This window comes from Dyadobacter endophyticus, from assembly GCF_014641595.1.
Classification (GTDB): domain Bacteria; phylum Bacteroidota; class Bacteroidia; order Cytophagales; family Spirosomataceae; genus Dyadobacter; species Dyadobacter endophyticus.
In genome coordinates this window covers 2,600,991-2,623,538 of record NZ_BMIA01000001.1, presented here as the reverse complement: position 1 = coordinate 2,623,538, position 22,548 = coordinate 2,600,991, and the positions used below count along the sequence as shown (strand labels likewise).

At 49.6% G+C, this 22,548-nt stretch carries 15 protein-coding genes; 11 read left to right on the top strand and 4 right to left on the bottom strand.

Annotated features, from left to right (window positions below; translation table 11 throughout):
* Positions 1–123 precede the first annotated feature (123 nt).
* Together IEY24_RS10560 and IEY24_RS10555 are read left to right on the top strand one after the other, a co-directional pair.
* A complete protein-coding gene (locus tag IEY24_RS10560) occupies positions 124–3,969 on the top strand; it encodes a purple acid phosphatase family protein (RefSeq protein WP_188931436.1) in 3,846 nt (1,281 codons plus the stop codon).
* Positions 3,932–4,474: a T9SS type A sorting domain-containing protein gene (locus tag IEY24_RS10555; protein WP_188931435.1), complete on the top strand. Its 543-nt coding sequence runs from the start codon at positions 3,932–3,934 to the stop codon at positions 4,472–4,474. The genes IEY24_RS10560 and IEY24_RS10555 overlap by 38 nt, the downstream gene beginning before the upstream one ends.
* A gap of 14 nt (positions 4,475–4,488) precedes the next feature.
* On the opposite strand, the gene bioA is transcribed toward IEY24_RS10555, so the two are convergent.
* From bioA to IEY24_RS10535, 4 genes are read right to left on the bottom strand one after another with little or no spacing between them, the layout of a single operon-like run.
* The gene (bioA, locus tag IEY24_RS10550) at positions 4,489–5,766 is read right to left on the bottom strand and encodes an adenosylmethionine--8-amino-7-oxononanoate transaminase (protein WP_188931434.1); all 1,278 of its coding nucleotides are present in this window, start codon (positions 5,764–5,766) and stop codon (positions 4,489–4,491) included.
* Entirely contained in the window at positions 5,726–6,391 is a 666-nt protein-coding gene (gene bioD, locus IEY24_RS10545) for a dethiobiotin synthase (protein ID WP_188931432.1), read from the bottom strand. The genes bioA and bioD overlap by 41 nt, the downstream gene beginning before the upstream one ends.
* Positions 6,375–7,487, bottom strand: a complete 1,113-nt coding sequence (locus IEY24_RS10540) for an aminotransferase class I/II-fold pyridoxal phosphate-dependent enzyme (protein ID WP_188931427.1) — start codon at positions 7,485–7,487, stop codon at positions 6,375–6,377. Before IEY24_RS10540 ends, bioD begins: the two co-directional genes overlap by 17 nt.
* Positions 7,459–8,091 carry a hypothetical protein gene (locus tag IEY24_RS10535; protein WP_188931419.1) on the bottom strand — a complete coding sequence of 211 codons (633 nt, stop codon included), beginning with the start codon at positions 8,089–8,091 and terminating at the stop codon, positions 7,459–7,461. The genes IEY24_RS10540 and IEY24_RS10535 overlap by 29 nt, the downstream gene beginning before the upstream one ends.
* 405 nt (positions 8,092–8,496) lie before the next feature.
* On the opposite strand from IEY24_RS10535, the gene IEY24_RS10530 reads away from it, so the two are divergent.
* From IEY24_RS10530 to IEY24_RS10490, 9 genes are all read left to right on the top strand, one after another.
* Complete coding sequence (locus IEY24_RS10530; protein ID WP_188931417.1) at positions 8,497–9,270, top strand: NIPSNAP family protein; 774 nt, start codon at positions 8,497–8,499, stop codon at positions 9,268–9,270.
* Between the two features lie 94 nt (positions 9,271–9,364).
* Complete coding sequence (locus IEY24_RS10525) at positions 9,365–11,656, top strand: TonB-dependent receptor (RefSeq protein WP_188931415.1); 2,292 nt, start codon at positions 9,365–9,367, stop codon at positions 11,654–11,656.
* Between the two features lie 306 nt (positions 11,657–11,962).
* Complete coding sequence (locus tag IEY24_RS10520; RefSeq protein ID WP_188931413.1) at positions 11,963–14,035, top strand: sensor histidine kinase; 2,073 nt, start codon at positions 11,963–11,965, stop codon at positions 14,033–14,035.
* A gap of 94 nt (positions 14,036–14,129) precedes the next feature.
* On the top strand, positions 14,130–14,723 hold the full coding sequence (locus IEY24_RS10515) for an FMN-dependent NADH-azoreductase (protein WP_188931411.1): 594 nt from the start codon (positions 14,130–14,132) through the stop codon (positions 14,721–14,723).
* Between the two features lie 10 nt (positions 14,724–14,733).
* Positions 14,734–15,081: a YciI family protein gene (locus IEY24_RS10510; RefSeq protein ID WP_188931410.1), complete on the top strand. Its 348-nt coding sequence runs from the start codon at positions 14,734–14,736 to the stop codon at positions 15,079–15,081.
* Complete coding sequence (locus tag IEY24_RS10505) at positions 15,078–16,319, top strand: RNA polymerase sigma factor (RefSeq protein WP_188931409.1); 1,242 nt, start codon at positions 15,078–15,080, stop codon at positions 16,317–16,319. Before IEY24_RS10510 ends, IEY24_RS10505 begins: the two co-directional genes overlap by 4 nt.
* Positions 16,320–16,563: 244 nt before the next feature.
* Positions 16,564–18,519, top strand: coding sequence for a sigma 54-interacting transcriptional regulator (locus IEY24_RS10500; protein ID WP_188931408.1), 1,956 nt, complete (start codon positions 16,564–16,566; stop codon positions 18,517–18,519).
* Between the two features lie 29 nt (positions 18,520–18,548).
* Positions 18,549–20,822 carry a histidine kinase dimerization/phosphoacceptor domain -containing protein gene (locus IEY24_RS10495; RefSeq protein WP_188931407.1) on the top strand — a complete coding sequence of 758 codons (2,274 nt, stop codon included), beginning with the start codon at positions 18,549–18,551 and terminating at the stop codon, positions 20,820–20,822.
* A gap of 229 nt (positions 20,823–21,051) precedes the next feature.
* Positions 21,052–22,530, top strand: coding sequence for a ferritin-like domain-containing protein (locus tag IEY24_RS10490; RefSeq protein WP_188931406.1), 1,479 nt, complete (start codon positions 21,052–21,054; stop codon positions 22,528–22,530).
* The last annotated feature ends 18 nt before the right edge of the window (positions 22,531–22,548 follow it).

The window sequence follows — 22,548 nt, the reverse complement described above, 5'->3', positions numbered from 1 at the left end:
TCGTCGTTTCGGCGCTCGTAAAGCAGCCAGATTTCGATCTGTTTTACTTCTTATTTTATTTATAGTTTTTCTATAAATAAATCTGTAAATTAAAGCGAAGATCACCCTCAAATTCAGTATGTTATGGAAACGAAACCCGCTCATCAGGGAGCCCCGGGGCATGCTGCCGCCGGCGCGCTCCTGGTCTGGTTACTACTGTTCGGTGCCGCGGAGGTTTTGGCACAAACTATCGTACCTTACCAGTCCAATTGGAAATACCTGCAAGATGGAGTAGTGCAAAATGGCGGCACCTGGGCCACTGCCGGGTATAATGACGCCAGCTGGCAAAGCGGAAATGCGCCATTCGGGTTCGGAAGCAATGCAGGCTATACCTATGCCACCACACTTCAGCGTGGGCCCAACAATACGACGCCGAACCACCCGGTGTTTTATTTTCGAAAAAGCTTTCAGGTCAGTAATACCTCGACGTATGCTAGTTTACGGTTGCGCGCTACGCTCGACGACGGCATTGTCATCTATATCGGAGGGGTGGAGGTTGCCCGAAAGAATATGACACCCTCCCAGGGAGGCTACGCCGGTACGCCCGTAGGTACCCCGCTGCTGACGATCGATACTGTGTTATCGGTAAACCGGATTCAAAACGGGACCAATATCATAGCGGTTGAATTGCACCAGACAGGCCAAACCAGCTCCGATATTTACTTCGACTTGCAACTGGATGGGCAGCCGGCAGGGGCACCGCCGTCGTTGTTCCGCCATCCGTACCTGCAACTGGCTTCGCACAATCAGATGACGGTTTACTGGTACACCAATGTAAAGACCAATGCGAGCGTCCGGTATAGTACCAATCCCGATCTGGAAATATACCAGGAGGTCAGGTCGTCAGTCAGTGATACCTTGCACACCGTTACGCTTAAAAACCTGGCTCCCGATACCCAATATTATTATAGCGTAGGCTATTACAGCGGTTACGACTACGTGCAGCTGCAATACAACCCATCGGTGAATTACTTCCGAACGCTGCATGACCCGGCCGATACTACCAAATCGCTGCGCTTCTGGTTGCTGGGTGACTCCGGAGCAGGGCAAAGCACCAATCCGCGGCCCTACAACGTGCGGGATGCCTACCTGGCCTATTTGGCCTCTAAAAACAACCCGAAGGTCGACGGTATGCTTTTCCTGGGTGACAATTCCAATACATTCCCTTATGAGGGTCTTCAGACCGCATTGGACCTGACGCTGTTCAAATTTTACAACAACCCTTCCGACAAGCAGCTGCTCTCGCGCATACCCTCCTGGACGGTCATCGGAAACCACGATTATGATCCGGATTTGGCCTACAAAACCAAAAGCGGAAAGACGATCAAGCTCAAAAAGGGTTATCAAAACCAGACAGCCGCGAGCTTTTCAGCTTTTGCTTACCCGGATAGCGCGCAGATCGGGGGAGAACCTACATATAATAAAAAGGGGTATTATTCTTTTAACCAGAGTAATGTCCATTTTGTCGTTTTGAACCCACCGATGGTCGAATCTCAGAATGTGAACGAAAACTGGGAACGGGAATCTTCCACCGCAGGTTACTATGACCTGTTCAGTAAAAACTCGATTGCGATGGACGATTCCACCAATTCGCCCATCGATTCCTTGCCGCAGGTTAAATGGCTGGTCAAAGATTTGACCAAGAATAAGCAAAAGTGGACGGTGGTAACCTTTCACCTGCCGCCCTTCTCGACGATAGGCCATTTTCCAACCGAGAAAGATTTGTTGCGGGTGCAGGAGAAGCTGCTGCCGATTCTGGAAAAGCCTGAGTACCATGTCGATGCGCTGGTTGTATCGCACTCGCATGCATATGAGCGTGCGGGGATGATCCGCAAAAAAGGCACACAGGCGCGGACTAGCGATTATACACAAACCGGCGGGCAAGCCGGAAATGGTAACCTGGGAAGATACCCCAATACGCTGCCATATGCCAAGACTAACAGCGAAACAGCTTATACCTATATCCTGTCCGGGTCGGCGGGTCGTGGTTGGTACACAACCAGTCTAAGCGACGGAGGGTATACCCCGGGCTCTTCGAGTATAAAGCACCCGAGCACCTCGGTGCCCCCGCTGGACAATCTGACGGGCGATAATACCACAGACTTTTATCACAAGGAAGGCGGATCGGTGGAACTGGTGTTTCAGGAGAACCGGCTGGATGTGAAATTTATCAAGGAGTCGGATGTGTCTCCAAGATTTGTCGTTGCGGATTCGTTCGTGGTGATGAAGGATGTAAGCAAGAAAAAGACCATGACGATTCAGAACGGTGGAGACGCAGTCAAACTGACTGCCTCCTGGATCGGCAAGTACAATTGGTACACTGCTCAGCAGCCAGGGGTGCTATTGGCATCAGGTGTACGCGACCTGAGCATCGGACCGGGTAGTTCGAGCACATTCTACGTCAAAGACGATAAGGGTTACCTGGCCGATACCTTTATTGTGAATGTTACCAATCCCAAACCGGTCAGTACGGGCGATACGCTGATTAAGTTTCGGTCGCAATGGCTCCTCCCGCTGATGGCTGGTATTATGAGCAAGGATATTAAACTTGAAAAGCAATGCATTGCCCCGTGGAGTTTCACAGGCCCTCCGTTTGAAATGCCGGTTAAGAGCATTGCAGGTTTCGGGCATGGTGATGAAGGATACCCGATGGCCACCTATTTGATTGAAAAGGTAATGGTTCCTGCGGAAAGGCTATGGTTTAGACGAAGTTTCGTTTTGAACGGCTCAGCCCAGACCTACGCCGGCTTCAAACTCACACTGCTGCGGGATAAGAACCTTTCCAACCGGAAAAGCTTTTACACAAAAGAGCACCTTCTGCTCGTGAACGGACAGCCCATAGAGATCACCGCGTCCAGCACAAAGGATCTTGGGAATGGTCGGGAGGAAGTCACCTACACATTAAGCAACCGCGGCTTTGTTTACGGGATCAACTACATTCTGGTGAGCTATTACATCTATCCGATGTCGTTGACTTCTGTCAATCCTGCCACAGACCCATTTACATTCGACGCACAGCTGATCAGCATGCCGCTAGGCCTGGCACCGCCGCCGGCTTCCAAACAATTCAAGCTGGGAACCGTGGCGTTGAGCCAGCAGACGTGTGCCGGGGATACGGTCAGTGTGGAATTTGAGGCGGTTGGCAACGAATCAGGGTTTCCCGTTTTATACGAAGCCAGGCTGGTAACCGCTACCGGTGATGTGCCGTTCGGTGAAGGGACGCGGTCGCCCATTTTGGGACGGCTGCCCAGGGGGTTGGCTGAGGGAAAATACAAGGTGAGAATAGCCACTAAAAATGCATTTATGGATGACCTCGAAGGGCCGGAGACGTTTGTGAAGGCATTGCCGACGGCGGCAATCCTGCCTGCCCCGGCGGTCACGGTCTGGAAGGGCGAGTTCGTTACCTTGTCCGTGAAGTTTGCGGGACCGGGGCCCTGGCATTATGTGGCGTCCGACGGAACGGAAGGTACCGCTGCCGCGGCCGACACGTCCATTCGGGTGAAGGCGGGCAGTACCGGGCCGTACATGCTGCGCTCGGTGAGCAATGGGTGCGGGGCAGGGGATGTGAGCGGCGCGGTGGAAGTGGCGGTCAAAGAGCCATTCCTGACCGTATCCGATGTTTCGCAACTGACCTTGGCACCATTTAAAACGGCGCTCTGTGACGGAGACTCTGTTGCCGTGAGCTTTACCGTGACAGGACCCGATCGCGAACGGACCTACGCAGCCCAGCTTTCCGATGCTAATGGAGGGTTTGGCTCTGCCGCATTGCTTGGCAATAGTGCGGGCAGTCCGGTTCGAATGCGCCTGCCTGCCGCGCTCGCCGAAGGAAATGATTACCGGATCCGGGTTGTGGCAGTCAATCCTGATGTCGATTTTACCTCCAATCAATCCGATGCGCAGCCGTGCGGAAGGGAACTTCACGCTGAGTAAGGCGGCTGTTTTTGAAGGGGAGGACGTGGAATTGAAGCTGTTTCTGAAGGGGACATTGCCCGCCTATTACTACCTCCGCTACGGGGCCGACATATTGTCCGGAACGACCAGTGAACCGACAGCAGGCAAGGTGCTCACTGTGCGTCAAACGACGGTTTTTTCACTTGACTCGGTGCGGAATGTTTGCGGTTACGGGCTGGTTGCCGGAAACCGTACGGTGACCGTCAGCCTGTTGGTCGGTGTCGATCCGTTTTCGGGAAATGGAATTACGGCTTATCCCAATCCGGCGACCGAGCGGCTTATGCTGCGTGGCAAGTCCTATTGGCGGGATGCTTTCCAGTGGCACATTTACGGTGCCGACGGAAAACTCTTTCAAAAAGGGATCGGTGTTCCTTCGCCCGGCGCCTCCTACGAGATCGATACCCGGATGTTGCCGTCGGGTCTTTATATTTTAAAACTGAACCGCGGCAAACAGGAAAACTCCTGGAAGATCATCAAGAAGTAGCTCGCCGTTTTAATCTATGCATTCGTCATGTTCAGCGCATCAAAAACACGGTCATATATGTAATCTAAATCTTCTTCCGAAATGCAATAGGGCGGCACGAAGTACAGGACGTTGCCGAGAGGCCTCACCAATATGTGATGGTCCAGGAAGAAATTGCTGAGGAATGCCTGAATGGAATTAAAATAGGAGGTGGCCTCTTCTGTTTTCCATTCGATAGCCAGTATGGTGCCGCATTGTCTTGCCGTCAGACGGTTGGCATAAGCATCTGTTTTCTGGATAAACGCCTGGTGCTGTAAGCAAATGCGTTGAATATTCCTTTGGGTGGAGTCGCTGAGCAGCAGGTCCAGACTTGCCAGCGCGGCGCTGCACGCTATCGGATTGGCCGTAAACGAATGGCCGTGAAAGAGCGATTTCGACCTCTCGTCGGAATAAAATGCATCGTATATTTTTTGGGAACAGGTCGTTAAACCAAGGGGCATTGTGCCGCCGGTCAGGCCCTTGGAGAAACACATCACGTCTGCGGCAACCCTCAGGTGATTGGCTGCAAAAAGCTTTCCCGTGCGTCCGAAACCTACAAAAATCTCATCCTGCACCAATAAAACTTCCTTTGCCCTGCAGTATGCGAGTAATTCCGATAATTCCTCCGCGCCATGCATCCGCATGCCCGCCGCGCCTTGTACCAGCGGTTCGTATACAAAGCACGCCAGCTCGGCGGAATGTTGATCGATCGCCTTTTTTAATTCAGGAAGATTGTCCTTCGTCGGGACGTCGATAAACACAACTTCGAACATAAAGTCCATAAAAGGTGCCGTCCAGGCGCTCCGGCCGCTGACGGACATTGCCCCGAAAGTATCCCCATGGTATCCGTGATGAAAGGCGAGAATTTTGGTCTTCCCAACACCCTGGTTATGGTGGTACTGGATGCACATTTTCAGGGCAACCTCTACGGCTGTCGATCCATTGTCGGTGTAGAAAACCTTCTGCTGGTTATCGGGTAACAATGCTAACAGCCTCTCGGACAGTTCAATGGCGGGAGGGTGGGTGAATCCCGCAAAAATTACCTGTTCCAGCGTCGACAGCTGCTCAGCTACTTTCCGGGCAATATAGGGGTGTGCATGGCCGTGCAAGGTGACCCACCAGGAAGAAATGGCATCGATATATCGCGTGCCGTCGGCATCGAAGAGGTAGGTTCCTTCCCCTTTGACGATCGGCAGCAGCGTTCCCGATTTCATCTGGGTGTAGGGGTGCCAGTTAACTTGCCGGTCCCGCCTGATTAGTTCTTGTTGGGTCATAATGAGGGTATTTCTTTAAAGCAATGGCTGCTTTGTAAATTTCACTTCTGTTTAAATACTCAAATTCAGGCAATTCGATGATCGTCGCCTCGGCGGGGCGGTGCCTGATCAGAACAGCCCGGGTGGCCGGGTTGAAAGTGCCGTTAAAAACGACAAACGCAACGGGAATGTTGGCCGCTTTTAATGCTTGTACCGACAGCAGAGTATGGTTGATACAGCCTAAGTAATCACGCACGACCAAAACCGCAGGTAGTTGCAGTTGCTCTATCAGTTCGATCACAAAATGCTGGTCGTTGATCGGAACGAACAGACCGCCGGCACCTTCTACGATAAGCGGGCCGTCGGTGCCGGGTAACTGGAAATCAGACAATTCGATGCGAACGTCCTCTGCCTCCGCTGCCTGGTGCGGCGAGACGGCAAGCTGCAAACGAAACCGCTCCGGGTAGATCTTCAAATAGGGATTGATCAGGCCCCCGACTTCAATGCTGTCGGATTGCGCAAGGTCTCCCGATTGAATGGGTTTCCAGTAACCGGCCTGAAAATGTTGTGCGAGCACAGCCGAAACCACCGTTTTCCCAACGCCGGTTCCGATGCCGGTGATAAAGAACCTATTTCCTGTATTCATATTGTTGGATGATTCCGCACAGTTGGTCTATTTCATCATGGGAGTTGAAAGCGTGAATACTCACCCGCAAACGAGCCTGCCCGACTGTGGGCGGGAAAAGTGCATACGCGCCAATGCCTGCCTCGGCCAAAGCCTGTGTTACTGCCCGCAACTCGCGGTCGTGTTGAAATTGGACGGACTGGATCGGGCTCGATTCCTGGGAGGTATTGGATAATTGATACTTTCTGAAATGCCGGATCCGGTCTTGCAGTGTGATCGCTAATGTTGGATGCCTTTCCAGGTGGTCGTATGCGGCCGTGATGCTTACGATCTGCACGCCGGGCATTCCGGTAGAGTAGATGAATGGCGCCGCAAAGTTCACCAGGTATTCTTTCAGCAAATGGGTCCCCAGCACTGCGGCTCCCTGCACGCCCATTGCTTTTCCGTAGGTCACCACCGTTGCAAGCATTTCCTGTTGCAGCCCGGCACGATGTACCAGGCCCTTGCCGAAAACACCGATGGCATGGGCCTCATCGACAACGATGCCCGCCTGATACTTTTTCGCCAGCGCTACAATTGCGCCCAGCGGAGCGAAATCGCCTTCCATGGAATAAAGGCTTTCTACCGCGATGACCACATTCCCGCTGGCTTTTTTCAACAGGGCTTCCAGGTGGGTCAAATCATTATGTCGGAACTTCCATTTTCGGGCCGTCGACATCAGGCAGCCATCGTGAACCGAACGATGAATGAGCTCATCCACAATAATGGTATCGTGCCTGCCCGCAATGCAGGAAAACAATGCAAGATTGGCCTTGTACCCCGATGGAAATAGCAATGCGTCTTCGACCTGATGTGCCGTCGCTATCCGTTTTTCAGCCCCGGTCGCTGCATCCGAATTGCCGCTGATCAATCGTGAGCCCGTTGACCCGGTTAGGAGCCTCGTATCGCGGCCGATCGCTTCGTAAATAGTCTGTTGAAACGCGGCATCCGCGGACAATCCCAGGTAATCATTGGAATAAAAATCACAACCTTCGTTCGGTGGCCTTAATCGGCGCAAATGACCGTTTTCCTTCCGTGTTGAAAGGGCGTTATGCCAGTTCAGCTCTAAGTGGTTCACTCCTAAGAACGTTTTTCGCTATTTCCTCAAACCAATTGTTAAATAGTGTCTCTTCTATCCTCTGAAGATGGGATGCGTGCATTTGCCAGTCCGGATGGAGGATTTCCAGCATGGAAGTCATCTCTTTCAAGTGACCTTCTTCTTCCAGTATGATGGACTTGACGGTTACTTTGGATTGTTGGCCGGTCAGCACGTCCTGGTAGGCTGGGTACAGCTCATCCGCCCGCACCTCGATGAGGTAAGTGACGTACAAATAGGCTGCATACTTTAACTTGCGCCCCTCGAAACCAAATTGGGCCTTAAGGTAACGTGCGCATTGGATGTCGAGTTTGTGGAGATACTGCCGGGTATGAATAGGCGCCAGCAATTCGGAAAGCCCGTAATGCCGGGGGGCCGGCCCGTCGAGCTTCTGAATCTGCTTTTTAAGGTAATAGGCATGCCGATGCTCCTCGGCCGCATGTTTGAGCTGTGTGATGTCAACCAGTTCCGGCTCTTCGCAGGCCGAGATTTTGCGCGCACCGGCATTTTCCAAAAAAGAAAGCGTGTTAAGCCATTTTTTGTGCAGTTCGCTTCGTTGAACTATTTTGGTCAGTATTTCTCTCATGATCTTTTCTGAATTCTGACCAAAGAAACGGTGTTCTGATCCGACGGGAGGTACCAGCTTGTAAGATTAGGCGTAGTCCGGCCATGTAGCCACCCGGTTAAAACGTCGGCAAGTTGATAGGCAAGCCGGTATCAGGTTCACTTAAACAAATATTTTGCTCGTTTAACCCATGGTATACTACTCTCAAAATTACAACTCGCTGGATCGCGTTCGAAGGATGGTAATAGCCATGTTGCTTGTAATTAGCGCTCTGGGCAGGCATTCTCCCAACAGGCTGTAACCATAGCCGATTCGCAGGACCAGCACAGGTTGGTATCAGTTATATTAAACGAAAATTCGGTTATATGACCTCATAAGTGCTTAGCTCAGACCGCTCATAAACTCTAAACTCTAAACCAATTTCACATGCAACGAAGGAAATTTATCCAATCTTCACTTGCGGCAACGACCGTCGCCGTCAACCCCGCATTAGCCCATGAAAAATATCAGGCACAAAAAGAAGTGTATGAATGGCGTGAATACGAAATGCGTTTCGGTGCCGACCAGGGCCAGCTTGAAAACTATTTCAAAACGGCGCTTATTCCTGCATTAAATAAGCTTGGCGTTAAAACGGTGGGCGTCTTTAAAGAGTGGCGGCCGTCGGACCCGGCTAAATTTTATTTATTGACGCCCTATGCTTCTTTTGAAAGCTATATTTCTATCAACACAAAATTAAAATCGGACGCAGATTACATCAAAAATAGCTCAGCATATAACAGCCTACCTGCCGATAAACCGCTTTACGACCGTTTTACCTCCTCTTTGATGACCGCTTTCGAAGGTTGGCCCGCTTTGACGTTACCATCGGGCGCATCCCGGGTATTTGAATTACGGACGTATGAGGCGGCCAATGAAGACGCTCTGAGAAGAAAAATCAAGATGTTCCATGACGGAGAGTTTCCCATATTTACCAGGGCGAAATTGAATCCTGTATTCTTTGGGGAAGTAATTGCCGGCGACAGGATGCCCCGGCTCACCTATATGCTCACATGCAACAGCATGGAAGAGCGCGACAAAGGGTGGTCTGCCTTCGTAGCCGACGCGGCATGGAAGAAATTGGTAGGGGATCCCCAATACGCCAACACTATTTCGAAAATCAGTAACACTTTTTTGGCCCCAACAGCCTATTCACAGGTGTAGACCGACACTCCCGATTTCTTCCGGCTTGCAATCGAACCGGAAGTTTCTCTATATTTGCTATTATTTATAATAAGTCCAAATTAAATATAAGCAAATGTCGAGATTTCTATTGCTATTTTTGTTGCTTTCGGTAGAGGCCTATGCGCAAACCGGGACGATCAGGGGCACGGTGACTACTTCGGACGGTAAGCCTGCCGAATTTGTGAATATTGTGCTGGAAAAAACGGCCAGGGGAGCCGTCGTGAATGAGGAGGGGCAGTATGTGATCCACAAAGTTTCTGCCGGAACCTACACGATCACAGCGAGTTTTACAGGGCTTATCGCACAGAAAAGTACTGTAACCGTCACCGCCGGGGAAACCAGTTCGGTGGATTTTACGCTTGCCGAAGATAACCGGCAATTGCAGGAGGTGGTTGTTCGGGACGATAGCCGGCTTATGAACAAGGAAACCGAATATGTGGCGCGGATGCCTTTGAAGAACCTGGAAAACCCGCAGGTGTACAACGTGGTGGGGAAGGACCTGATTAAGGAACAGCAGATGACCGACATTAAGGACGTCTTTCGCGCTGCAGCCGGTGTTGCTCCTACCGAATACGTGACCGGCAGTTTTGCCGTCGTGTTCAGGGGATTCACGAACTTCGATTATGCCCGGAACGGGATGGCGACGTCGGTTTACAGGACGGGAACCGAAATCGCGAATCTCGAACGGGTCGAATTGATCAAGGGCCCGTCCGGTACGCTTTTCGGTTCGCAGGTATCCACTTTCGGCGGAGCGATGAACCTGGTTACCAAGAAGCCATATGCCGGTTTCGGGGGCGAAGTATCTTACAGTATGGGCAGTTTTAACCTGAGCAGGGGTACTGTCGATCTCAATACACCGCTGAATAAGGAGAAGACGGTGCTGTTGCGGTTCAACGCTGTGAACCACCAGCAGAACAGTTCGAATGAATATGGTAAAAACAGAAGGTATGTCATTACCCCGAGCCTTTATTACCAGGCCAGCGAACGCCTTTCGTTTCTTTTTGATTTTGAGTATTTCAAGAGTAATGCCACGCGCCTGTCCTACACGATTCTTTTTGCTGATCAGGTGCCATTCAAATCCACGAAGGATATTCGGCTGGGTTTCAAAAAATCGTTCTTCGAAAATGATTTGCTCAGCGATGCGCAAGCGACCAAATATTTTGGACAGGCCAAGTATCAGATAGGTAAAAACTGGACTTCCACAACGGGTGTTTCTTACGTGAACGAATTTCTGAATAACAGCTTTCAGCCTTATGTTAACTGGATCAGCGCCGATACGGCTGTAACGAGTATCAGGCTTTTCGGCCCAAGGGAAAGGACTTACGCCAATGTCCAGCAGAATTTCAACGGAAGTTTCAATACGGGCAGGTTTCACCATAACCTGTTGATTGGGGCCAGTTACGAGTACAATGACGAAACACTGACTTACCGGGCATTACCGCTTGATAAAATCAATATCAACGACCCCTTCCAAAAAGTGAGCCTGAGCAGGGTGAACAGCATTTTAGCCAATCCTTCAACCGTTGCCTCGCACGACGCTTACGGAGGAAATGCTTTCGGCGTATATGTTTCTGACGTTATCAATTGGACGGATCGTTTATCGACGATGCTGAGCTTGCGCTATGACAGGTTCGAACAAACTTATGAAGGCGGTTTTGTTCAACCGTCGCTTTCTCCAAAGTTGGGCGTTGTATATCAGGTGGTAAAAGACCAGGTATCCCTGTTCGGTAATTTTATGAATGGCTTTCGGAACCAGGGGCCAGTTGAACAACCCAACGGCAGCTTGTTTAAACCTAAACCGGTATTTGCCAATCAATTGGAAGGAGGCATAAAAGCCGAATTGCCAGGAAATAAACTGGGTGGAAGCGTAAGCTATTATTATATTGGTATTGATAATGCATTGCGTACCGACGATGCGCAATATAGTTTTCAGGATGGCCAGCAGGTAAGCAAGGGCTTGGAAGTCGAACTTACTGCCAATCCGGTAGCTGGGCTTAATATCGTAGCCGGATATGGCTTCAATGAAAACAAATTCGTGAAAGCCGATGTGTATGAAGGCAAGTTCGAAACACAGGCGCCACAGCATATCGCCAATTACTGGCTTAGCTACCGTTTGCCCTTCCCGACTCTTAAGGGTATTGGCTTGGGTTTCGGCGGCAATTATGTAGGTGAATCATATTTTAATTCCAGCAATACCTACGCAATTCCGGCCTACCACACGATAAATGCTACCGCTTTTTATCAAAAGGAAAAATGGAAGTTCGGGCTGAAACTTAACAATATTGCCGATGTGGAATATTGGGACTCGGTCGGAAATCCGCAGTTTACCAGAAACTTTGTAGCCAGTTTTTCTTTCAGATTCTAAGTATTAAACGCATCATCCTGGTTATCATAAAAAGCCGGCAGTAGTCCCCGTCGCGGAGGACTCTGCCGGCTTTTTCAGTATGGCACCCTGCTCATCCGGCTCCCATTGTCACCCCGCGACGCGTTCGACTCGTTCCCGTCGACTGAATTTTTTCTACAATTTTTCCGTACGAATTGTGTAGATTTTTGCTGACTTTTCAATCTTGATATATCCACAGAAGACTGGCCTCCGTGGATGAATTGTACAAAACGCATTATGGTTTTGTATCTCCTGGTATCGTTATAGAGGTAAATCGATCTGAAAACGATGAGTAATCCATCTTCCCTATTGTTGCCTTCCTTTCAATGTAGGATTATTCTGATTTTCCTGGTTTTGGCCGGATGCCTTGCAGGATGCCGGAAATCGGAAAAAAGTGAGCGTCATGTACAACTGAAAGTGTGGATCGACAGCCTCGACAGGCACTCGCGGGAGATGGGTATCCCGAAAGCGATAGCCAGGCTCGATTCGTTCATGGCTACCCAGGAGGATAAAAACGTCCATGACAGTATCCTCTACTATAAGTTCATGAAGGTATTAAGCCACCGCGATTCTACCCTGGAACACAACGCGTTGATCTATACCGATAGCCTGCTTCATCTGTTCGACCCCGAACACGTCCGTCTGGAAAATCCCAACGATTATTCGAAAGCGTTGCTTTTAAAGGGAGATGATTTATTGAAACAAAAAGAATATTATCTGGCATACCGCAACTATTATAAAGGCAAGTCATTTTTGACGTCGATTGGTGAAATTTGCGAATGTGCGCGTTACAGCAGCAGAATCGCAACCATTTCTTTTAAGGAAGAAAACTATTACCAGGCTATTGAATACTGGAAGCAGGAATTAAAGGAATTGTCGGAGTGTAGGGAAGCGGATAATTTTCAATTGGAATTTATTGAGAAGCAGGGAAGCATGCGAAATATCGGAACTGCTTACCTGCACCTGAACGACCCGGCCATGGCGCTTGATTACTTTAATCAGGCAAGTAAATTCGTCAGGCAGAACGCGGCCCGGTTTCCCCGTGAGAAAAATTTTATCCGGTTTGCCCGGATTGTCATTTTAAGAAACCAGGCGGAAGCTTATGCTTTGAAGGGTGATAACCGGACCGCCGAAAAATTAATCAAAAAATGCCTCGAACACGACCCGAATATCGATTGGTCTGTGGAAGTAGAGCAGGAATCCCGTCAGATATTGACGCAGATTTACATTGATACGCAACAGTACGACAAAGCGCAGGCCGAGCTGGACACGCTTCGGCGCCTGCCTGGTGCTGTAAACAATGCATTCAAATACAACTCATTTCAGCGAATGCAAGCCTCTATTTTGTATGGCCGCGGGGATTATAAAGAGGCTGGCAAATTGTTACTGGCCGAACTCGAAAACGAGCGCATTGCTAAACTGAAAAGAAATATAGCAACTAAAAGTAATGTCGGGCGGCTTCTGCAACAGGTTCAGCGCGAGCATGAAATAGAACTGGCTGCCGGGAAAGATGCACGGGAAGATTTGATCCTCCGGTTTTCGATACTGATTTCCCTCGCTATGGCTGTGATTGTTTACCTGATCTGGCGAAATGCCCGAAAAAAAGCAATGAACCTGCGTGCCGTGACCAAATTGAATGGAGAGATCACGCAAAGTAATATCGCGCTGCTGGATACGGTCAATGCATTGGAACAATCCGAAATCGATAAGGAAAATATGTTACGGATCGTGGCGCATGATTTGAGGAACCCGATCGCCGCGATGATCTCGGGTTCAGATGTGCTTTTCTGGGACCAGCCTCCGTCCGAAGAGCAGGCCATGATCATCGAGGCCATTCAGCAGTCCGGCCAGCTGGCGTTTGGGCTGATCGGCCAGATATTGCAATCGGAAACGGACAGGAAAAAGATCGTTAAGAATGAGGAGGACCTGGCGGAAATAGTTCAGTCTTGCATTGATATGCTGAGTTATAAGGGCAAGGAAAAGCGGCAGACGATCTACTACGATTACGAAAAAGCGATGGTAGCCGTTGACAGGGAAAAAATCTGGCGCGTGTTTTCCAATTTGCTGAGTAATGCGGTCAAATTTTCCCCGTCGGAAAGTGCCATAAAGGTGAACCTGAAAAAGCGTTCGAACCAGGCGCTGCTTAGTGTGCAGGATCACGGCATTGGGATTCCCGAAGATCTTCAGGGGCACATCTTTCATTCTACCAACGATGCCCGGAGAGTAGGCACCGCCGGAGAACAATCCTTCGGGATCGGGCTTTCGATTTGCAAGCAGATCGTAGAAGCACACGGAGGGAAAATCTGGTTTGAATCGGCGAGCGGCGCCGGAACGACATTTTTTGTGGAATTGCCTGGCTAAATGAAAATTTTGCCGATACCTCCCTCTTTTTTTCAGTGAGCTGTCCCCATTGACGAACGCCGGTCGTCATCTGCCCAAAATCATCAATAACAATATGAAAAGGGCATTACACATTACATCAAGTGCGCGGGGCGGGCAGTCGTACAGCCGGGGCCTCAGCACGGCAATTATCAATAAGCTGGTTTCCCGGAACGAAGTAAGTACCGTCGTAGAGCGCGACCTGACCCAGTCACCGCCGCCGTTTTTGGATGAAACGCTGATTTGGGAGTTCTACAAACAGGCCGGCGCGACAAATGGGGAAGAGCGGCAACTGCTGGCCTATGCCGATGGGGTATTCAACGAGATAAACCAGGCCGATATTATCGTTCTCAGTACACCCATGTATAACCTCGGGATGTCGGCCCTGTTGAAAGGCTGGCTCGATCAGCTGGTACGGGTAGGGCTTACCTATAAATTCAACGACGACGGCTCAAAATCGGGGTGCTTGACGAACAAGAAGGTATATTTGGCCATCGCATCGGGCGGAAAACTGGCGTTCTGGCCGGAAGGTTACGAGTTTATAGAATCACATATAAAGGCCGTGTTCAGTACCTATGCGGGCATTACCGATGTCTCGACATACAGGGTTGAAGGCACAGCCATGCCGGGTGTCGCGATCGACTACGAAGAAATTATTCAAAGCCTTTAACCGACAGAATATGAAAGAGTTTATGCTGATTTTCAGGATAAAAGATATAGCCGACTTTAAGCCGACGCCGGAGCAAATACAGGAACGACTGAACTGGCTCGCCGGCATTGCGGCACAAAACAAGCTGGTCGACCAGGGTAACTCCCTCTCGCCTTTTCCCGAAAGTGCTAAAACTGTGCGCCCCGACAACGAGGTGACCGACGGACCTTACACGGAGATCAAAGAATTTATTGTAGGCTATATTATTGTGAGAGCAGAAACCATCGATGAAGCGGTGGAAATGGCGAAGGAAAACACGATCTTCAAACTTGGGGGAAATATCGAGGTTAGGGAAGTCATAAAGCATAAGTTGCATTGACCGGACAGCGATTCAGGAATAACAGCCTGCTGGGAGACCTTTTCAGGCAGGAATACCCGAAGATGACGGCTGTACTATGCCGTCGGTTCGGATTGGAGCATATTGAAATTGCGGAAGACATTATCAGCGATGCGTTCCTGAAAGCATCCGAATACTGGGCCGTCCACGGCGTGCCGGAAAACCCGGCCGCCTGGCTTTATACTGTCGCCAAAAACAAGGCCAAAGACCACCTCAAACGCATTTCGCTTTTCGAAACCCGTATTGCCGGTCACATTAAACCCGACGAGGAAGAGGCGGAATCCGATTTTGGGTTCGGGAGCGGCTATATCGGGGACAGTCAGCTGGCGATGATCTTCGCCGTCTGCGATCCGGGTAATTCAGCGCAGAGCCAGATTTGCCTCGCGCTTCAGATCCTTTGCGGTTTTAGTGTGGAAGAGATTGCCAATGCCTTCCTGACCAACCTCGAAACTATCAAAAAGCGCTTGTACCGGGCTAAAACCCAGCTTCGTGACAGCCGATTTCAGATCCGGACACTGAGCGCGGCCAGTATCCAGTCGCGGCTGGACACGGTATTGAAAACGCTGTACCTGTTGTTTAATGAAGGTTATTTTTCCAAAACCAATGACCAGTTGATCCGGAATGAACTTTGTGCCGAGGCAATGAAACTGGCTTTGATGCTGACGGACAATCCGTTGACAGACAACGCACAAACAAAAGCGCTGCTGGCCCTGATGTGCTATCAGGGATCACGGCTCGAAGCGCGTGCCGCCGACACGGGCGAAATGGTCCTTTTTGAAGAGCAGGACCAAAGCCTGTGGAATCAGGAACTCATCGAAAAGGGGAACTACTACCTTGTAAATGCCTGCCAGGGCAACGAGGTATCCAAATATCACCTCGAAGCGGCGATCGCCTATTGGCATGCGCATCCCGCCTCCCCCGATCGATGGAGGCATATCCTGCAACTGTATAATCAGCTCATTCTCATTGAATACTCGCCGATTGCTGCATTGAACAGGGCTTTCGCGCTAGCCCGGGTGTACGGGCACGGGAAAGCCATACTGGAAACCGAAAAGCTGGGGCTGACCGGTAACGACCAGTATCACAAGTTATTAGGTTACCTGTACGAAGTGACGGATGTCGGCAAAGCCATAGATCATTACCGCCTGGCTCTACAACTTACCAGGGCCAGCCCGGCGAAACAGGTTCTGGAAAGAAAAATTGAAGCGCTGAATAAGTAGCATCGCTTCGATGCGGGACACCAATTGTGTTTTTGACGAAATATCGTCAATTGACGAATCTATTGACGATATTTCGGGAGCGCATGCAATGTCGGCAGCACACCGGCGACGATAGGCGTGTGATAAATGGCTTAGGATCAGTAGGAGATGAAATAATTTGTGTTTCTACTGGCAGCGGGCACGGTTTTGCATGACTGTTTGCTTCAAAAAACCGCTTGATTCTCTTCCTTACAAACATAGCTGCATGAAACGAAAGATACTGATCGTTGAGGACCTGTTCGTTGAAGCAAACCACCTCCGGATTATGCTGAAACGTGCCGGCTACGAGGTAACCGGTATCGCCAGGACGTTTGAAGAGGCCGTTAGCCTGATCCGCCAGCACCCGCCCGGGATCGTTTTGCTCGACATTTTCCTGGCCGGCAAAAAGACCGGGATTGATCTTGCCGGCGTCTTGAACCAGCAGCATATCCCATTCCTGTATCTATCCGCAAATTCCAGCGAGGAAGTGCTTAAACAGGCCAAAGCAACCAGGCCGAGCGGCTTTATCGTGAAGCCGTTCCGGGAAAAGGATTTACTGGTTTCGCTTGAAATCGCGGAATACTTGCATGAAAACAGCAGTGAATCACAGCTGAGGCAGGAGGCCAACTTTCAGCTTGAAGTAAAGCAGCTCCTCCAAAGTGAAAATGAATGGGCAGGGCAGATGTTGGGGATTGTCAAGGCGTTGCAAAAGCTAATTTCTTTTGACTATGCCGCGGTAGGTTTTATGGGAACCCGGCATTTGCCCTTCAACGCCCTCCATTTTCTGCGGACCGGTTTCGACGAATATCAGGTAATGGATTCGGAGGGTATTCAGACCGTGTGGAACATACGGAAAGATGAGATGGATGCATTATTGAAAGCAACTCCTGTGGACCCGCGCACGCAATTTTATAACGATGAGCGATTTAGGGAAATGGCATCGGGCAACTCCATCAGAAAACTGGTAGCCGCAAAATTCGGAATGCGATCTAACCTGACCATACCATATCCGGACATCTCGATGGACGGTCAGTTTTTCTTCATTTCCCTGTACAGCCGGCGACCGGGCGCGTTCAGTGGGAATGACCTAGAACTTTGCGACCGGATCCAGGCACCGCTCGAACACATCGTCAAGGAAATGACCGGCAGGACGTCGGCGGCTTTTCCTCAGGTACGATTGGGCAAATCCGTAGGGATTGTCGCGGGGAACCGGGATGCAGAGAATTCGTTCAAAGGCATGATCGGCCAGAGCCACTTGCTGCTGAACGTATTCAATCTGATCAACCAGGTGGCAGGGACCGACACCTCGGTTCTGGTAACGGGCGAAAGCGGCACGGGAAAGGAGCGGGTCGCTGATAATATTCATTCGCTGTCGTCGAGGAAAAATAAGCCGTTTGTAAAGGTAAACTGCGCAGCCCTGCCGATCAGCCTGATCGAATCCGAGCTGTTTGGCCATGAAAAAGGAGCTTTTACAGGTGCAACAGCAAAGCGCATCGGGCGGTTTGAGCAAGCGAATGGCGGCACGATATTCCTGGACGAAATTGGCGACATGCCTGCCGAAATCCAGATGAAGTTGCTGCGCGTCCTGCAACAGCGCGAAATCGAAAGGCTGGGTGGGACGGAAACGATCAAAATCGATATCAGGGTGATCGCTGCAACCAACCGTAACCTCGAAAGGGCCATCGCCGAAGGGAAATTCAGGCTCGATCTCTATTACCGGCTGAACGTTTTTCCCATCGTCATGCCGTCGCTACGTGAGCGACGCGACGATATAGAGCTGCTCGTAAACCACTTCATCGGCTATTTCAGCCGTAAAATCGGGAAGGCCGTCGACGGTGTATCCGAAAAAGTACTAAAAGCCTTAACAGATTACGACTGGCCCGGTAACATCCGCGAATTGGAAAATGTGATCGAAAGAAGCGTTTTGTTGGCCAGGAGTAATATCATCGACCAAATATCTTTACCGGCCAACAGTACGCCCACGAATGAACCCAGTACGCCGGAGCCGACATTTAAAAACATTTTCGAAAATGAACGGGACCATATCATAGCGGTACTGAAAGCCTGTGAAGGAAGAATAAGCGGAGAAAACGGGGCGGCAAAAGTGCTGGCAATTCCCGCCACTACATTGGGTTCGAAAATGAAGAAACTAGGGATCAAAAGGCACATCGGAGTCACCTAAAGTTTGACAACGATTAAATAAAACTTTTCATGAAATACATTTATGCGCTGGCAATCGCATTAACTATTGTGGCCCAAAGCGCATGCGCCGAGGGGTACGATCAGGTTGCGCGCTTGCGGGAGCTGAAAACGAAATTGGCAGAGGCGAAAACACCCGTTGAGGAAGCAAAGTGGCTGGTCGAATTAGGTTATTTTTATTTGCTGAAACCTGGTGAAACCAAAGAGGACCTGCAACTTGCCCGCTATTATTGCCATGCAGTTGCCAAATTGAATTACAAATTGCATTCCGATTTGGTGAGCGGTGATATTTTCCTTTTAGATTCTCAGATAGAAAAAGAATCCGGCAATAAAACGGCGGCTATTCAAAAAGTAAATGAGGCTATTAAGCTATTCAGGAAAACCAATAATCCCGATCGCGAAGGCGCGGCGCTGATGGAGCTGCGCCATTATTATCACTGGGATGGCCCGGGAATGGACCAGCGGATCGATATTGTAAAACTGGCGGTAAACCGGTTTGCAGCTGCCGGCGATAAAATTCACGAAGCGAATGCCTACCTGGAACTCGGGGACCTTTATCAGTTGAAGGGCAAACCGGCAGAAGCAATTTCCTGCCTCAGGAAAGCAATTACGCTCTATAAGGAGTCGAAATATGAGGCATTACAGTCGGTATATAACCTGATCGGCCACATCTATACTGTCTCTGGCGATTTAAATAACGGGCTTACTTACGGGCATATGGCCGTGAAGGTGCTGGAAGAAAGGCAGGACACTTCCATTGTGGCAGCAACAACGTACAATCGGCTCGGTGTTACTTATGCCAAACTGGGACGTTTCGAGACTGCGTTGGAATTTCTGCAAAAGGGATTGTCATTTGCTATCAAAAATGCATGGGACGATGGCACGGTCGAAATATTGGGGAATATCATTGATACCAGTATCAAAATGGGCGATAAAATGAATGCCCAGATATCCTACCTGGAAAGATTGCTGCAAAAGCATTCGAAAAACATGACTTTGTTTGTTAAATACGAGATCGAAGAAGATCTACGCCTTTTTTTTCTAAAATCCCGTAATGCTCCCAAAGCTTATTATTATTTAAATAAATGCCTCGCCTACGAACCGGAGGGGAAAATTTCGTTCAATGCAAACCTCTATCGTGACGCGGTAGAGTATTACCTGCTGGTCGGAAATATAAAAATGGCCAGAGTATATCTGGATAAATATTCCCTGTTAAAGGAAAAAACTACTGACCTGTCCATCTTACAGGATTATTATTATGTAAGCTACCGTAGCGATTCAGTTTCAGGGAAATTTAAAAGTGCATTCTTTAATCACCTCAATTATAAAGCGTATAGCGACTCCCTGAACCTTCTCCGGTCGGAGGATGAGTTAAAAGTGCTTGCTGCCCGGTATGATCTCGAAAAAAAGGATGCGGAAATTAAACTGAAATCGGAGAATATTAAACTGCTTGAAAAAGATATCGCAACGCAGGTTGAGTTACTTAGCAGAAGTAACACGACGAGAAATGTGACGATCGTCGCCTTTTTGATTTCATTCCTTTTATTGTTCTCGCTTTTCAGCAGGTGGAAAATCGTTAAGAAATATAGCAACAGCATTGCTCAGAAAAACGCCTATTTGGAGCAACTGGTGCAGGAAAAGGAGTGGTTGATACGCGAAGTTCACCATCGTGTGAAAAACAACCTTCAGATGATTGTCAGCCTGATCGATTCGCAGGCTTCTTACCTGAACAACGGCGAATTTGATGCGGTGATGGATAGTAAGCACCGGATTGAAGCAATGTCTTTAATCCATCAAAAACTATATCTGACCGAGAATATTACGACTGTTAACATGCAGGCGTATATGAAAGAACTGGTCATGTATTTGCGCGACAGTTTTGGTTCGATGCATCATATTGCATTTTTAACGGACGTAGATGAGATCAGCCTCGATGTTTCACACGCCATACCGATAGGGTTGCTGCTCAACGAAGCAATAACCAATTCCATTAAGTATGCTTTTCCTGAAAGCCGGCCGGGCAAAATAGCGGTTAGCTTTAAATATAAGGTAGGAACTCAGGTAACCCTGATGATCAAAGATAACGGCATGGGGCTGCCGCCCGATTTCGATGCAAGCCAGGTGCAATCTTTGGGAATGAGCCTTATGCATGGATTAGCCACGGAGGTGAGCGGGATACTTCATATCGACGGAAGTGAAGGAACTACCGTCACATTGGCATTTGATTTGCCCAATGTAAACTGGACCAGTGGCCATTCGCCGAAGATCGAATACACTACGATTTGATGACGCTTTCGCCCGGCAAGGCAGGCATTACTTATTTATTTTCTTAAAAAAATAATAGTTTCGCGACGGGTAGGTTACGAAACTATTTGCTTTTTGCTTATAGAATTACTTCGAAGTAGCTTTTTTTAAGCGCCCCACTAAATTCCTTCATATTGCTTTTTCAGTGACCAGTGCACCTGCATTTGGCTTAGGAAATGTATTGCCTACCTGTTACACAAAAATTATCATCATGGACGAAAAACAGTTAAGAAAATCTTTTATTGATCCGGTTCTGGAATGGGCCAGGGCCAATCAGAAACACAAAGAAGTTCGCCTGAAAGGTCTGGCCGATGTGTCGGCAACGGATGCCGGGGCGGATGCTGAAATGCCGTTTGTTGTTCCCATGCAGTTTACCGGAAAAGACTACATCACCATGCTCCTGCATGTCGATGCGGAAATAGAACACGGACTGATGCTGCAATACCTGTATGCGGCTTACAGCATTGGCGGGCCCCAAATTCAGGAGAAGTACAAGGAACGGGTTCATAACTGGAAAAACATCATTCTCGGGATCGCCAAGGAGGAAATGGGGCATTTTATCTCCGTTCAAAATGTGTTGAAAATCATCGGCGCCCCGCTCAATTTCGGCCGTGAAAGCTATCCCTGGGACGTGCCGTTTTATCCGTTCCCTTTCACATTGGAGAAATTTACCCTCGGGTCGCTGGCAAAGTACGTATATGCCGAAGCGCCAGCGGAGTGGCTCAGCAGTGACAACCCGACCGCCAAGGAAATTAATAAAAGCGTGCATGCGCAAGCTTCGGACCCGCATACTGTGGGCGCGCTTTTCAAAGTGCTGCTGCAACTGATCCAGGACCCGGATGTGATCTCCGACGACGCGTTTCAGCCGGGAACCTATCCCTATCAGGCCAAATTTGACGAATGGGGCCGGGGTTATACCGGGGGAGACAGAGGAAGCGCCAATGGCGGCAAATTCACCAAAAGTCCCGACGTGCTGGTAGCGCCGCTGCTGTCCCGCGATGATGCCTACAATGCCCTCGAACAGATCGCCGAGCAGGGCGAAGGCGATGAGCTGGCCTCGGACACGCCATCGCATTTCGAGCGCTTCTTGTTTATATATGAGGAGTTTAAGTCTATATTGAAAGAGTCGGGAGGGGATTTTGATCCTTCATACAATGTCGCCACCAATCCGTATGCGGGCGACCCTGACCATGCGGGCACGGCATCGAACGAGCCGGCAGATGAAATGGAGCAGAACGAGATTACCAGCGAGGAAGGCATTTTGTGGGCCGAACTCTTTGATACACGTTATCGCTTACTGCTTAACTTCCTCAATCACAGTTTTCTGCTGGACAATGGCAACAACAACGTCGGCTCGTTTACGCCACGCGGCCTGATCATCAACTCTACTTTTGGCGAGATGTACAACCTCAGGAGCCTGGCTACCATTCTCGTGCAAACGCCGCTGGCGAAAGGAAGCAAGCTGATGGCCGGTCCGCCGTTTACATCGCCGTACAGTTTCGATCTGCCATTCGGCGAGCACAACCGCTGGCGCCTGCACCGCGATTTGCTCGAAGCGTCGGCCAAGCTCATCGCCAGCCTGAAGGCATTGAAAACGCAGCCGCATAGCCAGTACCTCAATGCATTGCAGGAGATTGACCGCAAGCTGCTTGAAGCCATTTCCCAACTTATGCAGGCCGAGCTGGCCTGAGTTTCTCAACACATCAAA